This is a genomic window from Streptomyces abikoensis, assembly GCF_014648775.1.
Lineage (GTDB): Bacteria > Actinomycetota > Actinomycetes > Streptomycetales > Streptomycetaceae > Streptomyces > Streptomyces abikoensis.
On sequence record NZ_BMRT01000001.1, the window covers coordinates 169,371 to 188,104 of the forward strand.

General features: G+C 74.2%; 16 protein-coding genes. 8 read left to right on the top strand and 8 right to left on the bottom strand.

Annotation, left to right across the window (positions count from 1 at the left end; all coding sequences use genetic code 11):
• Positions 1-26 precede the first annotated feature (26 nt).
• Genes rfaE2 through IE096_RS00775 form a run of 3 tightly spaced genes read left to right on the top strand, consistent with a single transcriptional unit; the run spans position 27 to position 2,691 of the window.
• Complete coding sequence (gene rfaE2, locus IE096_RS00765; protein ID WP_189447334.1) at positions 27-1,424, top strand: D-glycero-beta-D-manno-heptose 1-phosphate adenylyltransferase; 1,398 nt, start codon at positions 27-29, stop codon at positions 1,422-1,424.
• Positions 1,421-2,482 carry a glycosyltransferase family 9 protein gene (locus IE096_RS00770; protein ID WP_189447336.1) on the top strand — a complete coding sequence of 354 codons (1,062 nt, stop codon included), beginning with the start codon at positions 1,421-1,423 and terminating at the stop codon, positions 2,480-2,482. Before rfaE2 ends, IE096_RS00770 begins: the two co-directional genes overlap by 4 nt.
• On the top strand, positions 2,479-2,691 hold the full coding sequence (locus IE096_RS00775; RefSeq protein WP_189447338.1) for a DUF6480 family protein: 213 nt from the start codon (positions 2,479-2,481) through the stop codon (positions 2,689-2,691). The genes IE096_RS00770 and IE096_RS00775 overlap by 4 nt, the downstream gene beginning before the upstream one ends.
• On the opposite strand, the gene IE096_RS00780 is transcribed toward IE096_RS00775, so the two are convergent.
• Complete coding sequence (locus IE096_RS00780; RefSeq protein ID WP_189447339.1) at positions 2,669-3,526, bottom strand: sigma-70 family RNA polymerase sigma factor; 858 nt, start codon at positions 3,524-3,526, stop codon at positions 2,669-2,671. The two genes, IE096_RS00775 and IE096_RS00780, sit on opposite strands and share 23 nt — an antisense overlap.
• A 132-nt stretch (positions 3,527-3,658) precedes the next feature.
• On the opposite strand from IE096_RS00780, the gene IE096_RS00785 reads away from it, so the two are divergent.
• Together IE096_RS00785 and IE096_RS00790 are read left to right on the top strand one after the other, a co-directional pair.
• A complete protein-coding gene (locus IE096_RS00785; protein ID WP_189447342.1) occupies positions 3,659-4,312 on the top strand; it encodes a HemK2/MTQ2 family protein methyltransferase in 654 nt (217 codons plus the stop codon).
• Positions 4,296-4,514 carry a CDGSH iron-sulfur domain-containing protein gene (locus tag IE096_RS00790; RefSeq protein ID WP_189447344.1) on the top strand — a complete coding sequence of 73 codons (219 nt, stop codon included), beginning with the start codon at positions 4,296-4,298 and terminating at the stop codon, positions 4,512-4,514. The genes IE096_RS00785 and IE096_RS00790 overlap by 17 nt, the downstream gene beginning before the upstream one ends.
• 52 nt (positions 4,515-4,566) lie before the next feature.
• Here IE096_RS00790 and IE096_RS00795 read toward each other — a convergent pair whose 3' ends face one another.
• The 4 genes from IE096_RS00795 to IE096_RS00810 form a co-directional block, all read right to left on the bottom strand.
• The gene (locus IE096_RS00795) at positions 4,567-5,559 is read right to left on the bottom strand and encodes an iron-containing redox enzyme family protein (RefSeq protein ID WP_189447346.1); all 993 of its coding nucleotides are present in this window, start codon (positions 5,557-5,559) and stop codon (positions 4,567-4,569) included.
• Positions 5,556-6,086 (bottom strand): DUF1360 domain-containing protein, encoded by a 531-nt coding sequence (locus IE096_RS00800; protein WP_189447348.1) that lies wholly within the window; start codon positions 6,084-6,086, stop codon positions 5,556-5,558. The genes IE096_RS00795 and IE096_RS00800 overlap by 4 nt, the downstream gene beginning before the upstream one ends.
• A gap of 48 nt (positions 6,087-6,134) precedes the next feature.
• Complete coding sequence (locus IE096_RS00805) at positions 6,135-6,551, bottom strand: CBS domain-containing protein (RefSeq protein ID WP_189447350.1); 417 nt, start codon at positions 6,549-6,551, stop codon at positions 6,135-6,137.
• A gap of 63 nt (positions 6,552-6,614) precedes the next feature.
• The gene (locus IE096_RS00810; RefSeq protein ID WP_189447352.1) at positions 6,615-8,741 is read right to left on the bottom strand and encodes a catalase; all 2,127 of its coding nucleotides are present in this window, start codon (positions 8,739-8,741) and stop codon (positions 6,615-6,617) included.
• Between the two features lie 208 nt (positions 8,742-8,949).
• Here IE096_RS00810 and IE096_RS00815 point away from each other — a divergent pair, with 208 nt between their 5' ends.
• From IE096_RS00815 to IE096_RS00825, 3 genes are all read left to right on the top strand, one after another.
• The gene (locus IE096_RS00815) at positions 8,950-9,150 is read left to right on the top strand and encodes a hypothetical protein (protein WP_189447354.1); all 201 of its coding nucleotides are present in this window, start codon (positions 8,950-8,952) and stop codon (positions 9,148-9,150) included.
• A 110-nt stretch (positions 9,151-9,260) separates the two neighbouring features.
• Complete coding sequence (locus IE096_RS00820) at positions 9,261-11,651, top strand: phosphoketolase family protein (protein ID WP_189447356.1); 2,391 nt, start codon at positions 9,261-9,263, stop codon at positions 11,649-11,651.
• A 228-nt stretch (positions 11,652-11,879) separates the two neighbouring features.
• Complete coding sequence (locus IE096_RS00825; protein ID WP_229819835.1) at positions 11,880-12,383, top strand: CAP domain-containing protein; 504 nt, start codon at positions 11,880-11,882, stop codon at positions 12,381-12,383.
• 25 nt (positions 12,384-12,408) lie between these two features.
• On the opposite strand, the gene IE096_RS31115 is transcribed toward IE096_RS00825, so the two are convergent.
• The 3 genes from IE096_RS31115 to IE096_RS00845 form a co-directional block, all read right to left on the bottom strand.
• Positions 12,409-15,066: an amino acid permease gene (locus IE096_RS31115; protein WP_229819836.1), complete on the bottom strand. Its 2,658-nt coding sequence runs from the start codon at positions 15,064-15,066 to the stop codon at positions 12,409-12,411.
• A gap of 122 nt (positions 15,067-15,188) precedes the next feature.
• Positions 15,189-16,307, bottom strand: coding sequence for an enolase C-terminal domain-like protein (locus IE096_RS00840; RefSeq protein ID WP_229819837.1), 1,119 nt, complete (start codon positions 16,305-16,307; stop codon positions 15,189-15,191).
• Entirely contained in the window at positions 16,304-18,733 is a 2,430-nt protein-coding gene (locus IE096_RS00845) for a GMC family oxidoreductase (protein ID WP_189447358.1), read from the bottom strand. Before IE096_RS00845 ends, IE096_RS00840 begins: the two co-directional genes overlap by 4 nt.
• Between the last annotated feature and the right edge of the window lies 1 nt (position 18,734).

The following is an 18,734-nucleotide window of genomic DNA, read 5'->3' on the forward strand; positions in this document are numbered from 1 at the left end:
GCGGAGCGAGAAAGGGGCTGTCGCCCATGAACGGCACGACCGGTACCACTCCCCTGGTGGTCGTCGGGGACACCCTGCTCGACCGGGACCTCGTGGGCACCGCCGAGCGGCTGGCGCCGGACGCCCCCGTGCCGGTCCTGGACGACTGCTCGGAACACGTCCGGCCCGGCGGGGCGGCCCTGGCCGCCTGCCTCGCCGCCCGTGCCGGGCGCGCCGTCACCCTCGTCACCGCGCTCGGCACGGACCCGGCCAGCCTGCGCGTGCGCGGACTCCTGGAGTCCGTCATGACGGTGGTGGCGCTGCCCCTCGACGGCGACCTGCCCGAGAAGACGCGCGTCCTGGCCGGCGGGCGGCCCGTGGTGCGGCTCGACCGGGGCACCGGCCGGGCCGCGGCGGCCACCGACCCGGCCCGCCGGGCGGTGTCGCGGGCGGCGGCGCTGCTCGTCGCCGACTACGCCCGGGGCACGGCCGACACGCTGCGGGACGAGCTCGCCTCCCGTGCCCGGCGCGCGACCCTCGTCTGGGATCCCCACCCCCGGGGCGGACCGCCCGTCCCGGGAGCGCGCCTGGTGACCCCCACCGGCACGGAGGCCCGCCGGTTCCTCGGCCACGACACCGAGGGCGGCGCGGAGTTGCGCGCGACGGCCCGCATGGCGGAGGAGCTGGTCGTACGCTGGCGGGCCGCCGGGGTGGCGGTCACCCTGGGCCCGCGCGGCGCGCTGCTCTCCAACGGCGACAGCCCCCTGCTCGTGCCGGCGGCCGCCCGCTACGACGGCGACGCGTGCGGGGCCGGCGACTGCTTCGCGGCCACGGCCGCCGGGCTGCTGGGCGACGGCGTGCTGCCGGCCGAGGCCGTGCAGGGCGCGGTGGCGGCGGCCACCCGGTACGTCGCCGAGGGCGGGCCCCGTACCGCCGTCCGGGAGGACGTCCCGGAGGCCCCCGCCGACGCGGACGGCGAACGGGACGACGGCGTCCGGCTGGCCCGGCGGGTCCGGGCGGCCGGGGGCACGGTCGTCGCGGCGGGAGGCTGCTTCGACCTGCTGCACGCCGGACACGTCAGCATGCTCCAGCAGGCCCGGGGCATCGGCGACTGCCTGATCGTCTGCCTCAACTCCGACGCCTCGGTGCGCCGCCGCAAGGGCCCCGGGCGGCCCGTCAACCCGCTCGCGGACCGCATCCGGGTGCTGCGGGCCCTGCAGTGCGTGGACGCCGTCGTCGCCTTCGACGAGGACACCCCGGAGGACCTCGTCGCCCGGCTCCGCCCGCACGTCTGGGTCAAGGGCGGCGACTACTCGGTGGAACAGATGCCGGAGGCCGCGCAGCTGGCCTCGTGGGGCGGGCAGGCGGTGCTGCTGCCGTACGTCGACGGCCGGTCGAGCACCCTGCTCGCCACGCGCGCGGCCGCCGCGCGCCGGCCGTCGTGAACCGGCGGCTGCTGGTCCTGCGGGCGCTGGGCCTCGGCGACCTGCTCGCCGGGGTGCCGGCGCTGCGGGCCCTGCGCCGCGCGCATCCCGGGCACGAGCTGGTCCTCGCCGCCCCGGCAGAGCTCGGCGAGGCCGTGGCGGCGACCGGCGCCGTGGACACCCTGCTCCCGGCCGCCGCCCCCGGGCGCGCCGTGCCGGCCGCCCTCGACTGGACCGGGCCGCCCCCCGACATCGCCGTGGACCTCCACGGCAACGGCCCGCCCAGTCACCGGCTGCTGCAGGCGCTGCGCCCCGCCCGGCTGCTGGCCTTCGCCCACCCGGAAACGCCCGAGGTGGACGGCCCGCCCTGGTTTCCGCACGAGCACGAACGCGAGCGCTGGTGCCGGCTGCTACGCGCCTACGGCATCCCCGCCGACGCCCACGACCTGCTGCTGCCGCGCCCGGCCGCCGCCTCGCCCGCCCCGGGCGCGGTCCTGGTGCACCCGGGCGCGACTTCCGCCGCCCGGCGCTGGCCGGCCGGGCGCTACGCCGACGTCGTACGCGGGCTCCTGCGGCGGGGGCACCGGGTGGTGGTCACCGGTGGTCCCGGCGAGGAGGAGCTGGTGGGCGTCGTGGCGGTGCCGGGTGCCGGGCCGCTCGCGGGCGGTCTGCCCTTCGGGGTGCTGTCGGCGCTGGTCGCCGGAGCGTCCGCCGTGGTCAGCGGGGACACGGGCCTCGCCCACCTCGCGGTCGCCCACGGGACGCCCAGCGTCACCCTCTTCGGGCCCGTGGCCCCGGCCCTGTGGGGCCCGCCCCCTTCACCGAGGCACGCGGCGCTCTGGCACCCGGGGCCCCCGGGGGATCCGCACGGTGACGTGCCGGACCCGCTGCTCCTGCGCATCGGGGTCACGGAGGTCCTGGCCGCCGTCCGCGAGGTCATCGGCGCGGCGGGGGTTCACACCGCTGGGCGTCCCGGCGCGCGTCCGGGCCCGGAGCGTGTGAAGGTGGGCCGAACGGAACGCCCAGCGGATCCGGACCCGCACGGTCCCGCGCACCGAGGAAACGGGGCATCATCATGACGCACGATCCCGAACCCGAGCGCACCCCCGGCCTGGAGCCGGGCGGCGGAGTGCCGCCGGGTGAGACCCCGCCGGGCGAGGACAGCACCGGGGGCACCGGCCCCCGCGACGAGCAATCGCGGGGCTGGGCCAAGGGGCCGGTGTTCGTCATCGGCGCCCTGGTGTTCCTCTTCGCCGTCACCGTCCTCATCTGGGCCGCGATCGTGTGATCGCGGCCCCGGGGGCGGCGAGCCGGCCACCGGCGCACCCCGGACCCGTGTGGTCGCCCACCTCGCCCTCGCCCGCCGTGAGACCGCGGCGCAGACTGCCGAGGGCCCGCGTGAGGATGCGGCTGACGTGCATCTGCGAGACGCCGAGCACGGCGCCGATGTCCTTCTGCGTGCGGTCCTCGAAGTACCGCAGGTACAGCACGCGCCGTTCGCGCTCGGGGAGGGCGGCGAGCAGCGGGCGCACCGCCTGCCGGTCCAGGACGAGGTCCAGCGCGCCGTCGGTTCCTCCCATGGTGTCCGCCGGAGACGGCCCGGACGCGCCGCCGTAGTCCTCGAGGAGGCGGGTGTGCTGGGTGCTCTCGGCCCGCAGTCCCTCGCGGACGTCCGTCTCGCTCATGCCGGTGACCGCCGCCAGGTCGGCCGCCGTGGGAGCGGCGCGGAGTTCCTGCTCCAGGGCGGCGCGGGCCTCCCGGAGGACGGAGCAGGCGTGCTGGAGGTGACGGGGGACGCGCACGGTCGAGACGAAGTCCCGGAAGTGCCGCTGCAGCCCTCCGGTGATGGCGGGGACCGCGTAGGAGGGGAAGGCGTGGCCCAGCTCCGGGTCGTAGTTGTCGACCGCCTTCACCAGGGCCAGCGCGGCCACCTGCCGCAGGTCGGCGGCGGTCTCGCCGCGGTCGCGGAAGCGACGGCTGATCCGTTCGGACATCGGCAGCCAGGCTTCGATGATCTCCCGGCGGACGCGCTCGTGTTCCGGCCCGCCGGGGCTGAGCCTCCTCAGACGGACGAAGGCCGCCGCGGTGTCGGGGGCTTCACGTGCACGGGGCCGTCGGGGCATCGTCGGCGCGTTCCTCACGGGTCATCGCGGCGGGGCGGGCATGGGTCCACTGTCGAAGAGCCCGCGGCCGCCCGCCATTCGACGGCGGCCGTCCGGAGTTTGAAGCGGGGGCGTTCGGGTCACTCGGGGTGGATGCGGCTCATCGTCCCGCCGGGCGTGTACCGGCCCCAGGAGGACACCCGTCTCCTGACGGCCGCGCTGCGCCGGGAGGCCCTGCCGCGCGCGGCCCGGGTGCTGGACGTCGGCACGGGCAGCGGCGTCCTGGCGATCGCCGCCGCCCGGCAGGGGGCGGCCGAGGTGACAGCGGTCGACGTCTGCGCCCGGGCCGTGCTCACGGCTCGTCTCAACGGGCTGCTGGCCCGCCACCGGATCCGGGCGGTGCGCGGCGACCTGCTGTCCCCGGTCGCCGGCGAGCGGTTCGACGTCGTGCTCGCCAATCCGCCGTACCTGCCCACTCCCCCTGGCCGGTGTCCGCCGCGGGGGGCCGCCCGGACCCGGGACGGCGGCCGGGACGGCCGTGTGGTGCTGGACCGGCTGTGCGCGGACGTGGCCGCGGTGCTGCGGCCGTCGGGCGTGCTGCTGCTCGTCCATTCCGCGCTCTGCGGGGTGGGTCCCACCCTCGCGCTGCTGACCGCGGCGGGGCTGCGACCGCGCGTGATGGAGCGCCGCGTCGTGCCCCTGGGCCCGGTGACGCATTCCCGTAGCGAGTGGCTCCGCCAGCGAGGGCTCCTCGCGCCCGGGCAGGAGACGGAGGAACTGGTGGTGATCCGTGCGCAACGCCTCTGAACGACGGGCCACGCGGGTCCGGCAGGAACCCGGCGGCCCCGTGCTCGTCGAGGGCCCCGTCGAGGCCGTCGCCGAGGACGGCACGATCACGCGCTCGGACCGGCCCGTGGTCGCCCTGTGCACCTGCGGGCGCAGCCGGATCCTCCCCTGGTGCGACACCAGTCACCGCAACCGTCCGGCCTCCGGTCGCGACGGAACATGACGGCGCGACGGGCGCGACGGGGACGTGACGGATCGCGACGCTACGCGCGTGATCAGTCGAGGGGTACGCGCAAGGAGCTCCTGCCCGCCTTCCACGCGGCGAGGAGGTGCTCGGCGAGGCGGTCCTCGAGCCATACGGTGGCGGCGATCCCGAAGGCGACGTCCGGCGCCAGCCGGGGCTCCTTCTCCAGCAGGTCGCCGATGACCTCGTGGCGGACGAGCTGTTCGTGGACGGCGTCCGCCTCGACGTGCTCGGCGTAGAAGCCGATGGCCGCCGCCCCGGCGTCCAGCCGTCGCAGCGCCTCGACGAGCCGGCGGGAGCCGGGCGGGGAGGTGCACTCCAGGACGGCGAAGTGCCCGGCCAGGGCGCCCCGTCGGGCCCGGTGGAGACCCAGGAGCGACATGAGGTTGACCGTGGCCAGCGTGACGGCCGGGACGGCGGGCGCGTAGTGGCCGTAGGAGTCGTCGAGGTCCAGGTCGCGCAGCAGGCCGGCGAAGAGCTCCGCGTGCACCCGCTCGGCACGGCCGGCGCCGAACTCCTCGTACTCGACGGTGACCAGGGCGGCCTTGGCCCGGCCCGTCAGCCGGGGGATCATCCACGCGTGGGGATCGGCCTCCTTGAGCTGGTAGAGCGACCGGTGGGCCGCGTACTCGCGCAGGTGCCACCATTCGCCCTGGTCGCGCAGGAACCGTGTCACGTCCTGGCCGTCCGCCCGGTCCAGCACCAGCTCCCGCAGGGCGTCCTCCACGTCACCGGCCTGCGGGACGTCCGCACGGAGGGCGAACAGGAAGCGCCGCTCCAGGACCTGGCGCAGGCCCAGCAGCGCCGGGTCCCACTCCCAGCGCTCGTCGACGCCCGCCCAGCCCCGGTAGTGGAGCTCGTAGCAGAGGTGCAGGGCGAGCTGGAGGTCGTCCCCGTACACGTCCGCCCGCTCGGCCAGTTCGTGGCCGGGCAGCCCTCGGCGGCCCGGGGCGTGGGCGAGGGCCTCGGCCAGCGCCGCGGAGAGCTCGCCCCGGGGAGGCGGGCAGGCCGCCGCGCCCCTCATTCCTCTGTGGTCCGCTGCATCCGCACGCGCGCGAAGTGCAGCAGGTCCGAGCAGGCGAGCGCGGTCAGCGTCGCCGCCGCCAGCCGTGTCGCGCGCGGCGCGAAGACCATTCCGGCGGCGATCCCCGTGGAGATCCACATGCCGGTGCAGAACGGGCAGGTCACCAGCTCCCCCACGGCCTTGCGCGCCCCGCTGCCCCGGACGTCCTCGGCCAGCTCCGCCGGGCCCTCGATGCCCCGGTAGCGGGCGAAGGGCGCGCGCAGCGGGCTGGTCACCGGGTCCTTGGCCACCAGCCGGGAGAGCCGGTGCGTCGCCCCGGCGCACAGCAGCACGTCCCAGGGCGAGGGGTCCGGCAGCTCACGACGGGCGACCCGGGCGGCCGCCGCCAGCGCGGCGATCGAGGCCACGTAGACGCCCATCGCTCCGGCGTAGGCCCCCAAGGGATGGTCCTCACCGCCGGTGTACGCCTCGCCTTCCTCCTCCAGGTTCCGCCGCAGACGCCCGGGGGCGTCGTCAGGGCTCGGCATGGGCGCGTCCCTCCTGTCGCGGCCGCCTCGCGCCACCGCGGCCTCGGCTCACTGGTTCGGTTCGGCCGAGCTGATCTGCCCGAGGGCCGAGCCGGGGTCCCGTTCGATCGCCAGGTCGCCGAGCGAGACGATCCCGACGGGCCGTCCCTCCTCGACCACGGGGAGCCGACGGACGGCGTGTTCGCGCACCAGGCGCACCGCGTCCTCGACCTCGTCGTCCGGTCCCACGCTGACGAGCTCCTCGCTGCACGCGTCCGCGACGGTCCGGTCCTGGGCGCCGCCCTCGGCCAGGACGCGTACGACCAGGTCCCGGTCGGTGACAAGGCCGCGGAGCCGGCCCTCCTCGGCCACGAGCACCGCCCCGATGTCCTCGTCGCGCATGCGCCGGGCCACTTCGGCGACGGTCATCTGCGGTCCCACCGTCACGGGGACGCCGGTCATGATGTCGCGGATCTTCCGGCCCATGTCTCTCCTCCTGTCGCAGGGGCAGGGGCGCGGGAAGGGCCCGGCCCCTGGGGTCCGGCCGCTTCAGTTCAGCAGTCCCGGGCGGTACGGGAAGCGGTGCTGTTCCAGGGCCTGGACCAGCGCGTCGGCCAGTTCCCGGGGGGCCGTCGTGCCGTTGGCCGTGAGGATGCCGTACTCCGCCGCCCCCTCGCCCAGGACGACCTCCCCGGGCAGTTTGGCCGCGGTGAGCAGGCGGGTGGCCTCGCCGAGGACGGCCAGGGGCTTGCCGTGGCGGTATGCCTCTTCCACGAAGCGCACGGCCGCCGGTTCGGCGGCGAGCGCGTTCACGGCCTCCGCGCCGTCCGGGACGAGTACGGCGTCGTAGAGGACGGAGGCCATGGTGGGCAGCGCCCGGTCGACCTTCACGGTCCCTCCGCCGGCGGCCGGGACCTCACCGTCCTTCGCGGCCAGGACCTCCACCAGCACGCCGCTGTCCGTCAGCCGCTCGCGGACGGCGGCGACCTGGCCGGCGTCCGTGCCGGGGGCGGCGAGGACGGCGAGTTTGCGCGTCCGGGCGGCGTTCTCCCCGCGCAGGTTCTCCTGGCTCAGGGCGGGCGAGGACGCCGCGGTGATGCCGGTCTCGGCCTTCGGGGCGGGCAGCCCCAGGCCGTCGGCGACGGCCGCGGCCAGCTCGCCGTTGACGTGGGCCAGGTTGCCGACCATGCGTTCGCGTACCGGGCCGGACTCGACCTTGCCCAGTTCGAAGCGGAATGCCTCCACGATGTGGCGCCGTTCCCACTCGGCCATGCTGTTCCAGAAGAGCGCGGCCTGGCTGTAGTGGTCCTGGAAGCTGGGGCTGCGTTCCTTGATCTTCTGCCCCTCGACGCGTTCCGCGTAGTGCCGGAACACGCCGGGGCCGCCACCCGCGCCGGCGTGGGCGGGACAGCCGCCGCCCAGCGAGTTGGGGAAGTAGTTGGTGCCCGGGTGGATGATCTGCTGTCCGTAGCCGTCCCGGTGGTTGTGGTTGACGTCGGCGAGCGGGCGGTTGACGGGGATCTGGCTGAAGTTCGGGCCGCCGAGCCGGATCAGCTGGGTGTCGAGGTAGGAGAAGTTGCGCCCCTGCAGCAGCGGATCGTTGGTGAAGTCGATGCCGGGCACGACGTTCGCCGTGTGGAAGGCGACCTGTTCGGTCTCGGCGAAGAAGTTCTGCGGGTTGCGGTTGAGGACCAGCCTGCCGACGGGGCGGACCGGCACCTGCTCCTCCGGGATGATCTTCGTGGCGTCGAGCAGGTCGAAGTCGAAGGCGAACTCGTCCTCCTCCGGGACCAGCTGGACGCCCAGCTCCCACTCGGGGTACGAGCCGGCTTCGATGGCCTCCCACAGGTCCCGCCGGTTGAAGTCGGGGTCGCGGCCGGCGGTGATCTGGGCCTCGTCCCAGACGAGCGAGTGGACGCCCAGCAGGGGTTTCCAGTGGAACTTCACAAAGGTGCCCCGCCCGTCGGCGGTCACGAACCGGAAGGTGTGCACCCCGAAGCCCTGCATCATCCGGAAGCTGCGCGGGATGGCCCGGTCCGACATCAGCCACATCAGCATGTGGGTGGTCTCGGGCTGGAGGGAGGCGAAGTCCCAGAAGGTGTCGTGGGCCGAGGCCCCGGTCGGCATCTCGTGCTGCGGCTCCATCTTCACCGCGTGCACGAAGTCGGGGAACTTGACGGCGTCCTGGATGAAGAACACCGGCATGTTGTTGCCGACCAGGTCGTAGTTGCCCTCGCGGGTGTAGAACTTGGTGGCGAAACCCCGCACGTCACGGACGGTGTCGGCCGAGCCGCGCGGCCCCTGGACGGTGGAGAAGCGCACGAACACCGGGGTGCGGCGGCCCGCCTCGGCGAGGAAGTCGGCGCAGGTGTACTTGCTCAGGGACGCGTACGGCTCGAAGTACCCGTACGCCCCGGCGCCACGGGCGTGGACGACCCGCTCGGGGATCCGCTCGTGGTCGAAGTGCGTGATCTTCTCGCGGTTGTGGAAGTCCTCCAGCAGGGTCGGGCCCCGGGTGCCGGCGCGCAGCGCGTTGTCGGTGTCGTCGACCCGTACGCCCTGGTCGGTGGTGAGGGCGTCGTGCTCCGGCGCCGCGCGGAAGCACGTCAGTTGTTCGTCCTTCGGGTCCTGTGCCGTCCGGGCGTCCCGGTGCGACGGCTCGTGATGGGCGGCCACGTGAGCCCTTCCTCTCGTCAGGTCGCGATGAACCGTTCCTTCCGGTCCCTTCGGGTGCCCTCGACGGCCGGACCGAAACCGCGTCACGCGGGTGGATCGGGGAAACCCCGCCGAAAACGGCCGGTGTGCGTTGGCGGGGCGGGGCGGACCGTGCGATGTTGGCCGGAGGATCCCCGTCAGGACCCGGCGCACGGAAGGACCGATCCGCATGGGCGACACCCCGCACCACAAGCGCGAGAAACCAGAACCGGCACCGGAATCACGCGACGCCGCCCACCGGTCCCAGGAGATCACGGAGCTGGAGGAGGAGGCGATGCGGGAGGCGAAGCGGGGCACGGCGGAGTCTCTCGACCGCGCTCTCAAGGCCGCCGAGCGGGCGGCCAAGCTGAGGCGCGACAGCCAGACCTGAATCCGTCGGACCCGAGTCCGGTTCGGGCAGGGCGGTCTTCACCTCGCCCCGGGCGAGGAGCAAGCTGGGACGGCACCGTCGCACGCCCGTCCCCTTTCCCGGAGGCTGTCATGCGGGAGGCCAGCACCACCCCGGCCCCGGTCGGTACCCTCACCGACCAGGAGCTACGGAACCTGGATGCCCATTGGCGGGCCGCGAACTACCTGGCCGTCGGGCAGATCTACCTGATGGGCAACCCCCTGTTGCGGGAGCCGTTGCGGCGCGAGCAGGTCAAGCCGCGGCTGCTGGGCCACTGGGGCACCTCACCCGGCCTGAACCTCATCCACACCCACCTCAACCGCGCCATCCGCACCCGCGACCTCTCCGCCCTGTGCGTCTGGGGACCCGGGCACGGCGGACCCGCGGTACTGGCCAACTCCTGGCTGGAAGGGACCTACGCCGAGACCTACCCCGACATCAGCCGGGATGCGGCGGGCATGGAACGGCTCTTCCGGCAGTTCTCCTTCCCCGGCGGCGTACCCAGCCACGTCGCCCCCGAGACCCCCGGCTCGATCCACGAGGGCGGCGAACTGGGCTACTCCCTCTCCCACGCCTACGGGGCCGCCTTCGACAACCCCCACCTGCTCGTCGCCTGCGTCATCGGCGACGGCGAAGCCGAGACCGGACCACTGGCCGCCTCCTGGCACTCCAACAAATTCCTCGACCCCGTCCACGACGGAGCCGTCCTGCCCATCCTCCACCTCAACGGCTACAAGATCGCCAACCCCACCGTCCTCGCCCGCCTCCCCCAGGCCGAGCTCGACGACCTGCTGCGCGGCTACGGCCACGAACCCCTCCACGTCACCGGCGACGACCCGACGACCGTCCACCGGGCCATGGCCACCGCCCTGGACACCGCCCTCGACCGCATCGCCCTCATCCAGCACACCGCCCGGCGGGAAGGCGTCACCGAACGCCCCCACTGGCCGGTGATCGTGCTGCGCACCCCCAAGGGCTGGACCGGCCCCGCCGAGGTCGACGGCCTGCCGGTCGAGGGCACCTGGCGCGCCCACCAGGTGCCACTGGCCGCAGTCCGCGACAACCCCGAACACCTGGAACAACTGGAAGCGTGGCTGCGTTCGTACCGCCCCGAGGAGCTCTTCGACGAACACGGCCGCCCCCGGCCCGAGGTGCTCGCCTGTGTGCCCGAGGGCACCCGCAGGCTCGGCGGAACACCGCACGCCAACGGCGGCCTGCTGCTGCGCGAACTGCCCCTGCCCCCGCTGGAGCGCTTCGCGGTGCCGGTCGACAAACCCGGCACGAGCCTCCACGAACCCACCCGCGTCCTGGGCGAACTGCTGGCGAACGTCATGGAGGCCACCCGCGAACGCCGTGACTTCCGCCTGGTCGGCCCCGACGAGACGGCCTCCAACCGGCTCCAGGCCGTCTACCGGGCCACCGGCAAGGCCTGGCAGGCCGAGGTCCTGCCCGTCGACGAGCACCTCGACCGGCAGGGCCGCGTCATGGAGATCCTGTCCGAACACACCTGCCAGGGCTGGCTGGAGGGCTATCTCCTCACCGGCCGGCACGGCCTGTTCTCCTGCTACGAGGCGTTCGTCCACATCGTCGACTCCATGGTCAACCAGCACATCAAATGGCTGCGCGTCTCCCGCCGCCTCCCCTGGCGCCGCCCCCTCGCCTCCCTCAACTACCTCCTCACCTCCCACGTCTGGCGCCAGGACCACAACGGCTTCTCCCACCAGGACCCCGGCTTCATCGACCACATCCTCAACAAGAGCCCCGAAGCCGTACGCGTCTACCTCCCACCCGACACCAACTCCCTGCTGTCGGTGGCCGACCACGTGCTGCGCAGCCGCGACTACGTCAACGTCGTCGTCGCCGGCAAACAGCCCTGCTTCGACTGGCTGAGCCTGGAGCGGGCGCGGGCGCACTGCGCCCGGGGCGCCGGCGTCTGGACGTGGGCCGGCACCGAGGACGGCACCCGGGAACCCGATGCCGTCCTCGCCTGCGCCGGCGACATCCCCACCCAGGAGGTCCTGGCCGCCGCCCAGCTCCTCCGCCGCCATCTGCCGGAGCTGGCGCTCCGCGTGGTCAACGTCGTGGACCTGGCCCGGCTGCTGCCGACCGAGGAGCATCCCCACGGGATGCCGGACCGCGAGTACGACGCCCTCTTCACCACCGACAAACCGGTGATCTTCGCCTACCACGGCTACCCCTGGCTCATCCACCGCCTCGCCTACCGCCGCACCGGCCACGCCCACCTCCACGTCCGCGGCTACAAGGAGATCGGCACCACGACGACGCCCTTCGACATGGTCGTGCGCAACGACCTCGACCGCTACCGCCTCGTCATGGACGTCATCGACCGCGTCCCCGGCCTCGCCGTCCGCGCCACCGGGGTGCGCCAGGCCATGGAGGACGCCCGCACCCGCCACCACACCTGGATCCGCGAACACGGCACCGACATGCCAGAAGTCGCCGACTGGACCTGGGGGGCGTGACCGCCCCGGGACCGCGCGCGGTGATCCCACGCGTCGCGGCCGCCCCACCGGGCGACCGCGGCGCGCCCGGCACCGCACGGGCTCCGCCGCGCGCCCCCGTCAGCGGCGGAACGCCGGTTCACCGGACCCGGAGCGTCGGGAATCCTGGAACCGCCGTCACGCCGCTCCGGCCGCTTCGCCCCGCCCCGCCCTCCCGCGAAGAGCCGGCCTCGACCACCGGGAGTCCTCGTGCGCCCTCGTCCGGCGATCCACGCCCTCCGTCCGGCCCCGCTCGCCCTCGCCACCGCCCTCGCCACCGTCGCCGTCTGCGGTCTCGTCCGGCCGCCCGCCGCCCGGGCGGAGCCGGTGGCATCCCTCCGGCAGCAGGTCGTCACCCTCGTCAACGCCCAGCGGGACGCGGCGGGTTGCTCGTCCCTCCGGGTCAGCCCCCAGCTGACCGCCGCCGCCCAAAAGCACTCCGACGACATGGCCGAGGAGCACTTCTTCAGCCACACGGGCCCGGACGGCGCGGGCCCCGGGAGCCGGATATCCGCGGCCGGCTACCACTGGGACGCCTACGGGGAGAACATCGCCCGCGGCCAGGCGACCCCGGCCGCGGTGATGGACGCCTGGATGCGCAGCGCGGGCCACCGGGAGAACATCCTCGACTGCGCGTTCCGGGAGATGGGCGTCGGTGTCGCCACCGGCCCCGAAGGGCCCTTCTGGACGCAGGACTTCGGGAGCAGGGAGTAGCCGGGGAGCAGCTGGGGAGTGGCCCTCACTCCGTCGTCGGCAGGGGCTGGTCGGTCCAGATGGTCTTGCCGGTGGCGGTGTAGCGGGTGCCCCAGCGCTGGGTGAGCTGGGCGATGATGAACAGGCCCCGGCCGCCCTCGTCGTCGGCGGCGGCGTGGCGCAGGTTGGGCGCGGTGTGGCCGGTGTCGGAGACCTCGCAGACGAGGCTGCTGTCGCGGATGAGACGGACGTGGACGGGGCCGCCGGCGGCGTAGCGGACGGCGTTGGTGACCAGTTCGCTGACGATCAGTTCGGTGGTGAACGCCAGCTCGTCGAGCCCCCATTCGCGCAGCCGGCGGGTCGTGGCGGCCCGGGCGTCCGCGACGGCGGTCGGCTCGGCGTCCAGCTCCCAGACCGCCACCTGGTCTTCGCCGAGCCGCCGGGCGCGGGCCAGGAGCAGGGCGGCGTCGTCGTCCACCGGGCCGGGCAGCAGGGCGGCGACGGTGCGGTCGCAGAGCTCCTCCAGGGGGCTGTGGCATCGGGTGAGGACGCGGGTGAGCAGGCGGAGCCCGGTCTCGGTGTCGTGGTCGGGGGTCTGGACGAGCCCGTCGGTGAACAGGGCGAGCAGGCTGCCGTCGGGCAGGTGGAGTTCCGTGCTCTGGAAGGGCGGGCCGCCCAGGCCCAGGGGCGGTCCCGCCGGGAAGTCCGGGTAGCTGACGGTGCCGCAGCCGGGGTCGACGACGGCGGGCGGTGAGTGTCCCGCGCGGGCCATGCTGCACCACCCGGACACCGGGTCGTACACGGCGTACAGGCAGGTGACGCCGAGGGCCTCGTCGCGGCCGGTGTCCGGCCCGGCGCGGGCGTGGCCGCGTGCCCGTTCCTCGGCGGCCTGTTCCTCGGCGTTCTGGCCGACCACGTCGTCGAGGCGGTCGAGGAGTTCGTCCGGTGGGAGGTCGAGCCGGGCCAGGACGCGGACGCTGGTGCGCAGCCGGCCCATGGTGGCGGCGGCGCTCAGCCCGTGGCCGATGACGTCCCCGACGACCAGGCCGACCCGGGCGCTGGAGAGCGGGATGACGTCGAACCAGTCGCCGCCCACGCCGGAGCGGCTGTCGGCGGGCAGGTAGCGGCTGGCCGTCTCGACGCCGGTGAGCGCGGGCAGGTGCCGGGGCAGCAGGTCGCGCTGGAGGTTGAGGGCGGCGGTGTGCTCGCGGGTGATGACGAGCATCAGGACGACGCCGATCAGCAGGGCGCCGAGACCCACGACGCTCACCCCGCCGATCCGTCCGATGACCGGCAGGTCGAAGGAGGTCGCGCCGTAGCCGGGGTCGGCGTAGACGACGAAGGCGGCGTAGCAGAACAGGCAGAGCATCATGAGCCCGCCGAGGCCCGGCAGCACTCCCTTGTACAGCAGGTCGCGGGGGCTGCGGGTGAGCAGTGCGCGGTAGTACCAGACGCAGGCGAAGCCGGTGAGGCCGTAGTAGAAGGCGATCGCGAGGCCGACGGCCTTGATGGAGTCGGCGAGGACGTCGCCGCTGATGACGGTGAGCAGGGCGAAGAAGCCGATGGAGACGGCGCCCACGCCGACGGTCGACCAGGTGGGGGTGAGGAACCTGTGGTGGACCCGGGCGAAGCGGGAGGGGACGGCCTTGTGGGCGGCCATGGAGAAGACGGTGCGGGCCAGGGGCAGGATGGTGGTCTGGGTGGAGGCGACGGCCGAGGTCAGCACGGTGAAGATGAGCAGCTTGGTGAGGAACCAGCCGGAGCCCTGGGTGCCGAAGACGGCGCCGCCCAGGCCGGAGAGGACGTCGCCGGAGTTGGCCGCGTTGCCGAGGCCGGTGCCGTCGGTGCCGATGCCGGCGAACGCCTGTGCCGAGGTCGCCACCAGGGCGTAGACGACGAGCAGGAGCACGGTGGAGACGACCGCGGCCCGCCCGGGGGTGTTCCTGCTGTCGGTGGTCTCCTCGTTGACGGCGACGGCGGTGTCCCAGCCCCAGTAGATGAAGACGGCGGCGAGGATGCCCTCGGTGAGGGCCTTGGCGGAGGGGACGTGGAGGGGGTTGAACCAGGAGGCGGAGACGGGGAGCGACGTCGGCGGGGCGCCGGTGCCGTAGGCCCTGACCAGGGCGGTGACGGCGAAGAGGAGCAGCACGACGACCTCGACGCACACCATCCAGCACTGGAGGACGGCCGACACCTGGATGCCGACGTAGCAGACGGCGGTCGTCACGGCGATCCAGGCGATGCCGGCGACGGTGGTCCACAGCCGGCTTCCGGCGAGCGAGTCGTACCCCAGGAGCCGGAAGCCGTAGATGCCGGCGATCTCGGCGAGGTTCGCCATGGCGATGATGTCGGCGACGATGATGCCCCAGCCGCCCATCCAGCCGACGCGTGGTCCGAAGGCACGGGAGGCCCAGGTGAAGGTGGTTCCGCAGTCGGCGTCGGTCGCGTTGAGCTCCCGGAAGGCATAGGCGATCAGCAGCATGGGGACGAAGGCCAGCATGGTGATGATGGGGGCCTGGAGGCCGACGCCGGCCACGATCAGGCCGAGGGTGGCCGCCAGGCTGTACGCGGGGGCGGTGGAGGCCATGCCGATGGCCACCGAGGAGAACAGCCCCAGGGCACCGGCCCGCAGCCCCTTCGCGCCGGGTCCGGGGCCGGGCGCGAGCGGCGTGGCGGGCTCGGCCGGAGCGGTGGAGACCTTCACCCCCGCGTCCGGCTCCGCGGCTCGCGGGGTGAGCCGCCGGTGGGGGGCGGGGTCGCCGCCGAGGCCGTCTCGTGCATGGTGTCTGCCCTTTTCTCGCCTTTTCTCGTTCGTGTGCGGTGGGGTCAGCGGACGCGGTAGGGGCCGGCCCGGTCGTTCCGCAGTGTCAGCCCGTGTCCGGGGGTGCCGTCCCGGCCGGGGTGGATGACGCCTCCTTCGGGGTCGAGGGTCCCGTCGAAGAGCAGGTTCTCGATCCGGACGTGGTCGTGGAACCACTCCACGTGCCGGAGGTTGGGCACGGCGGCCGCCATGTGGGCGTGGGCGTGGGGGGCGCAGTGCGCCGACACGTGGAGTCCGCGGGCCTCGGCCAGGGCCGCGGCGCGCAGCCAGACCGTGGGGCCGCCGCAGCGGGTGGCGTCGGCCTGGAGGCAGTCCACGGCTCCCGCGGCCAGCATCGCGCCGAAGTACGGCAGCGTGTAGCCGTATTCGCCGGCCGTCACGTCCACGGCGGTCGCGGCGCGGACGAGGGCCAGGCCGGTCAGGTCGTCGGAGGAGACCGGTTCCTCGAACCAGGTGACGCCGTGGTCGTCGAGGTAGCGGGCGACGCGGACGGCCTGTTTGCGGGTGTAGGCGCCGTTGGCGTCGACGTAGAGCTCCACGCCGTCCCCGACGCTCCCGCGAGCGCGGGCGACGCGGTGGCGGTCGCGGCCCTCCCCCCGGCCCCGGTCCTCCCCGATCTTGATCTTGACGCGTGGAATGCCCTGTTCCGAGGCCCAGTGCCGCAGTTGGCGGTCCTGTCGCTCGTCGTCGTACGTGGTGAAGCCGCCGCTGCCGTAGACGGGGACCTCCGCCCGGTGGGCGCCGAGGAGCCGGACGAGGGGGAGGTCCAACAGCCGGGCCTTGAGGTCCCACAGGGCCATGTCCACGGCGGAGATCGCCCCCGCGACCAGTCCGGGCCGGCCCGTGTTGCGCACCGCCCGGCTCATCGCCTCCTGCGCGGCGGGGACGTCCCAGGCGCTGTGGCCGACGAGGAGCGGGGCGAGCTCGGAGGCGATCACGTCGGCCGTGGCGGGCGCGCCGTAGGTGTAGCCGAGGCCGGTGGTGCCTTCGGAGCGGACGGTGGCCAGGACGAGGGTCGTCGAGTTCCAGGCCAGGGTTCCGTCGGCTTCCGGCCCGTCCGTGGGCACGGTGTAGACGGCGGTCTCGACGCCGCCCACCACCGGTCCGCCCGCCACCGGGGTCACCGCCGGTCCCCGGAGGGGGTGCGGAGTCCCGCGCGGGCCCCGGCGGCCAGCCGTCCGGCAGCGCGGTCCACGAGCGCCATGATGGTCAGCGCGGGGTTGGCGCTGCCTTGGGTGGGGAGCACGCTGCCGTCCGTGAGGAGCAGGTTGGGCACCGCGAAGGTGCGCAGGTCCGCGTCCACGACGCCGTGCGCGGCGTCGCGCGCCATGCGGCAGCCCCCGACGAGGTGCGCGTACCGGTTGATCGTCATCACCTCGCTCGCCCCGGCGGCCCGCAGGATGTCCTCCATCACCGCCTCCGCCGCCCGGATCACCTGTCGGTCGTTCTCGCACTGGCTGTAGCTGAAGCGGGCCACCGGCAGCCCGTAACGGTCCTTCTCCTCGGCGAGGGTGACGCGGTTGCCGGGCTGCGGCAGCAGCTCGCACAGGGCGCCGAGGGTGGCCCAGTGGACGTAGTCGCGCATGTAGCGGCGCAGGTCCTCGCCCCAGTGGCCCTGGGCGGTGACGTGTTCGGCCCAGACGATGGGCAGGGGGGAGACGTTCTGGACGGAGAAGCCGCGCCGGTAGGGCCGGTCGGAGCGGGTCTCGTAGAACTCCTCGCTGGTGACCTCCGGCGGTGGCGCCTTGTAGGAGCGCACCTCCTGGGTGAACCGGCCCGAGGTCTGGGGCGCGCCCTGCACCATCACATAGCGGCCGACGAGGTCGTGGTCGTTGCACAGGCCGTCGGGGAAGCGCCGGCTGGTGGAGTTCAGCAGCAGGCGCGGGGTCTCGATGGAGTATCCGGCGACGGCGACCGTACGGGCGCGCTGGAACCGTTCGCGGCCGTCGCGGACGTAGCGGACGCCGGTGGCCAGGCGCCCCCGTTCGTCCAGTTCGACGCCGGTGACCATGCACTGGGCGCGGATCTCGGCGCCGTGGGCGAGGGCGTCGGGCACATGGGTGATCAGGGTGGACGCCTTGGCGTTGACCTTGCAGCCCTGGAGGCAGAAGCCCCGGTAGACGCAGTGGGGGCGGTTGCCGAAGCGGCCGTTGGTGATGGCGACCGGCCCCACGCGGGCCTCCAGGCCCAGCGCCGCGGCGCCGCGCAGGAACACCTCCCCGTTGCCGCCCACGGGGTGCGGCGCGTGGGGATAGGGATGGGGGTCGCCCCAGGGCCAGTACTGTCCGGCCACCGGGAGCTCCTGCTCGATCCGTTCGTACGAGGCCCGCAGGTCGGCGTAGTCCAGCGGCCAGTCGGCGCCCACGCCGTCCTCGGTGTACGTGCGGAAGTCGGAGGGGTGGAACCTGGGGACGTACCCGGCGAAGTGGACGGTCGAGCCGCCCACGCCCCGCCCGGAGTTGTTCGCCCCCAGGGGGACGGGGTCCTCGCCCGCGATCACCCGGGGGTCGTTCCAGTACAGGTGGTGGGAGGCGGCCTCGTCGCTGACCCAGTCGCTGTCGGGGTCCCAGAACGGGCCCGCCTCCAGGCAGACGACCGACCAGCCGTACCGGCTCATGCGCTGGGCCAGGGTCGCGCCGCCCGCGCCGCAGCCGACGACGACGAGGTCCACCTCGTCGCGGTCGTCGAAGCGCCGCATGCCCTCGACGAGCCGGCGGTCGAAGCGGGCGTCGCCGCGCGGGAGCAGCCAGGCCGAGGCGTTGCGGTCGCGCACCCGGCCCAGGGGGGAGGTGGTCTGCCGGAGGGTGTCGGTCGCGCTCCTGACGAGGCCGGCGAGGCCCGTGCGCGGCGCGCCGGGCCGCGCGGGCAGGTCGTCGTCCCTCTTGTCGTCGCTCCCGTCGTCCTCGGGCGGGGCCTCCTCCGGTTCGGTGTCCGGCACCTCCCAGGGCTCGCGGAGGCCCAGGCCGAGGCGCATATAGCCGCGCGGGTAGGCGGGGCCGCCGTAGCCGATCTCGTTCCAGGCCCAGGGGTGGGAGTAGAAGGCGGTGGCCGTGTAGCGGGTCCACAGACCCCAGACGTGACCGGCCGTCAGTCCGCGCCAGCGGTCGGAGCCCCGGGCGCGGACGGCTTCGATCAGGGCGGCCCGCCGCTCCGGCGACAGCTCGGCGAAGGGGGCGTCGTACCATTCGCGCGCGTCGTCGTCGAGGCCGCGCAGCGAGAGCCGCCACGCCGTGTCGTCCTCGGGCATGTCCTCGAACCGCCACCCGTCGGTCTGTCGTTCGGCGAGCCGTGCGTCGATCATCTCCAGGACCGGCACCTTGGGGTCGTCCCACTGGGCCAGCAGGTGGTCGAAGAGCAGGGTGGCGACGGCTTCCTCGGCGAGAGTGAAGAACCGCAGCTCGGGCTGGCGGGCCGTGCGGGCGAACACCACGGCCGCAGTCGTGGCGTCCCAGGCGCCGGCCTGGGCGAGGACGTCGTAGCCGGGGAACCGGGAGGGGCGCCGGCCCGGTGTCGTCCCCGGCGGCCCCCCGCTCCCTCCCTCGCGTGCCACG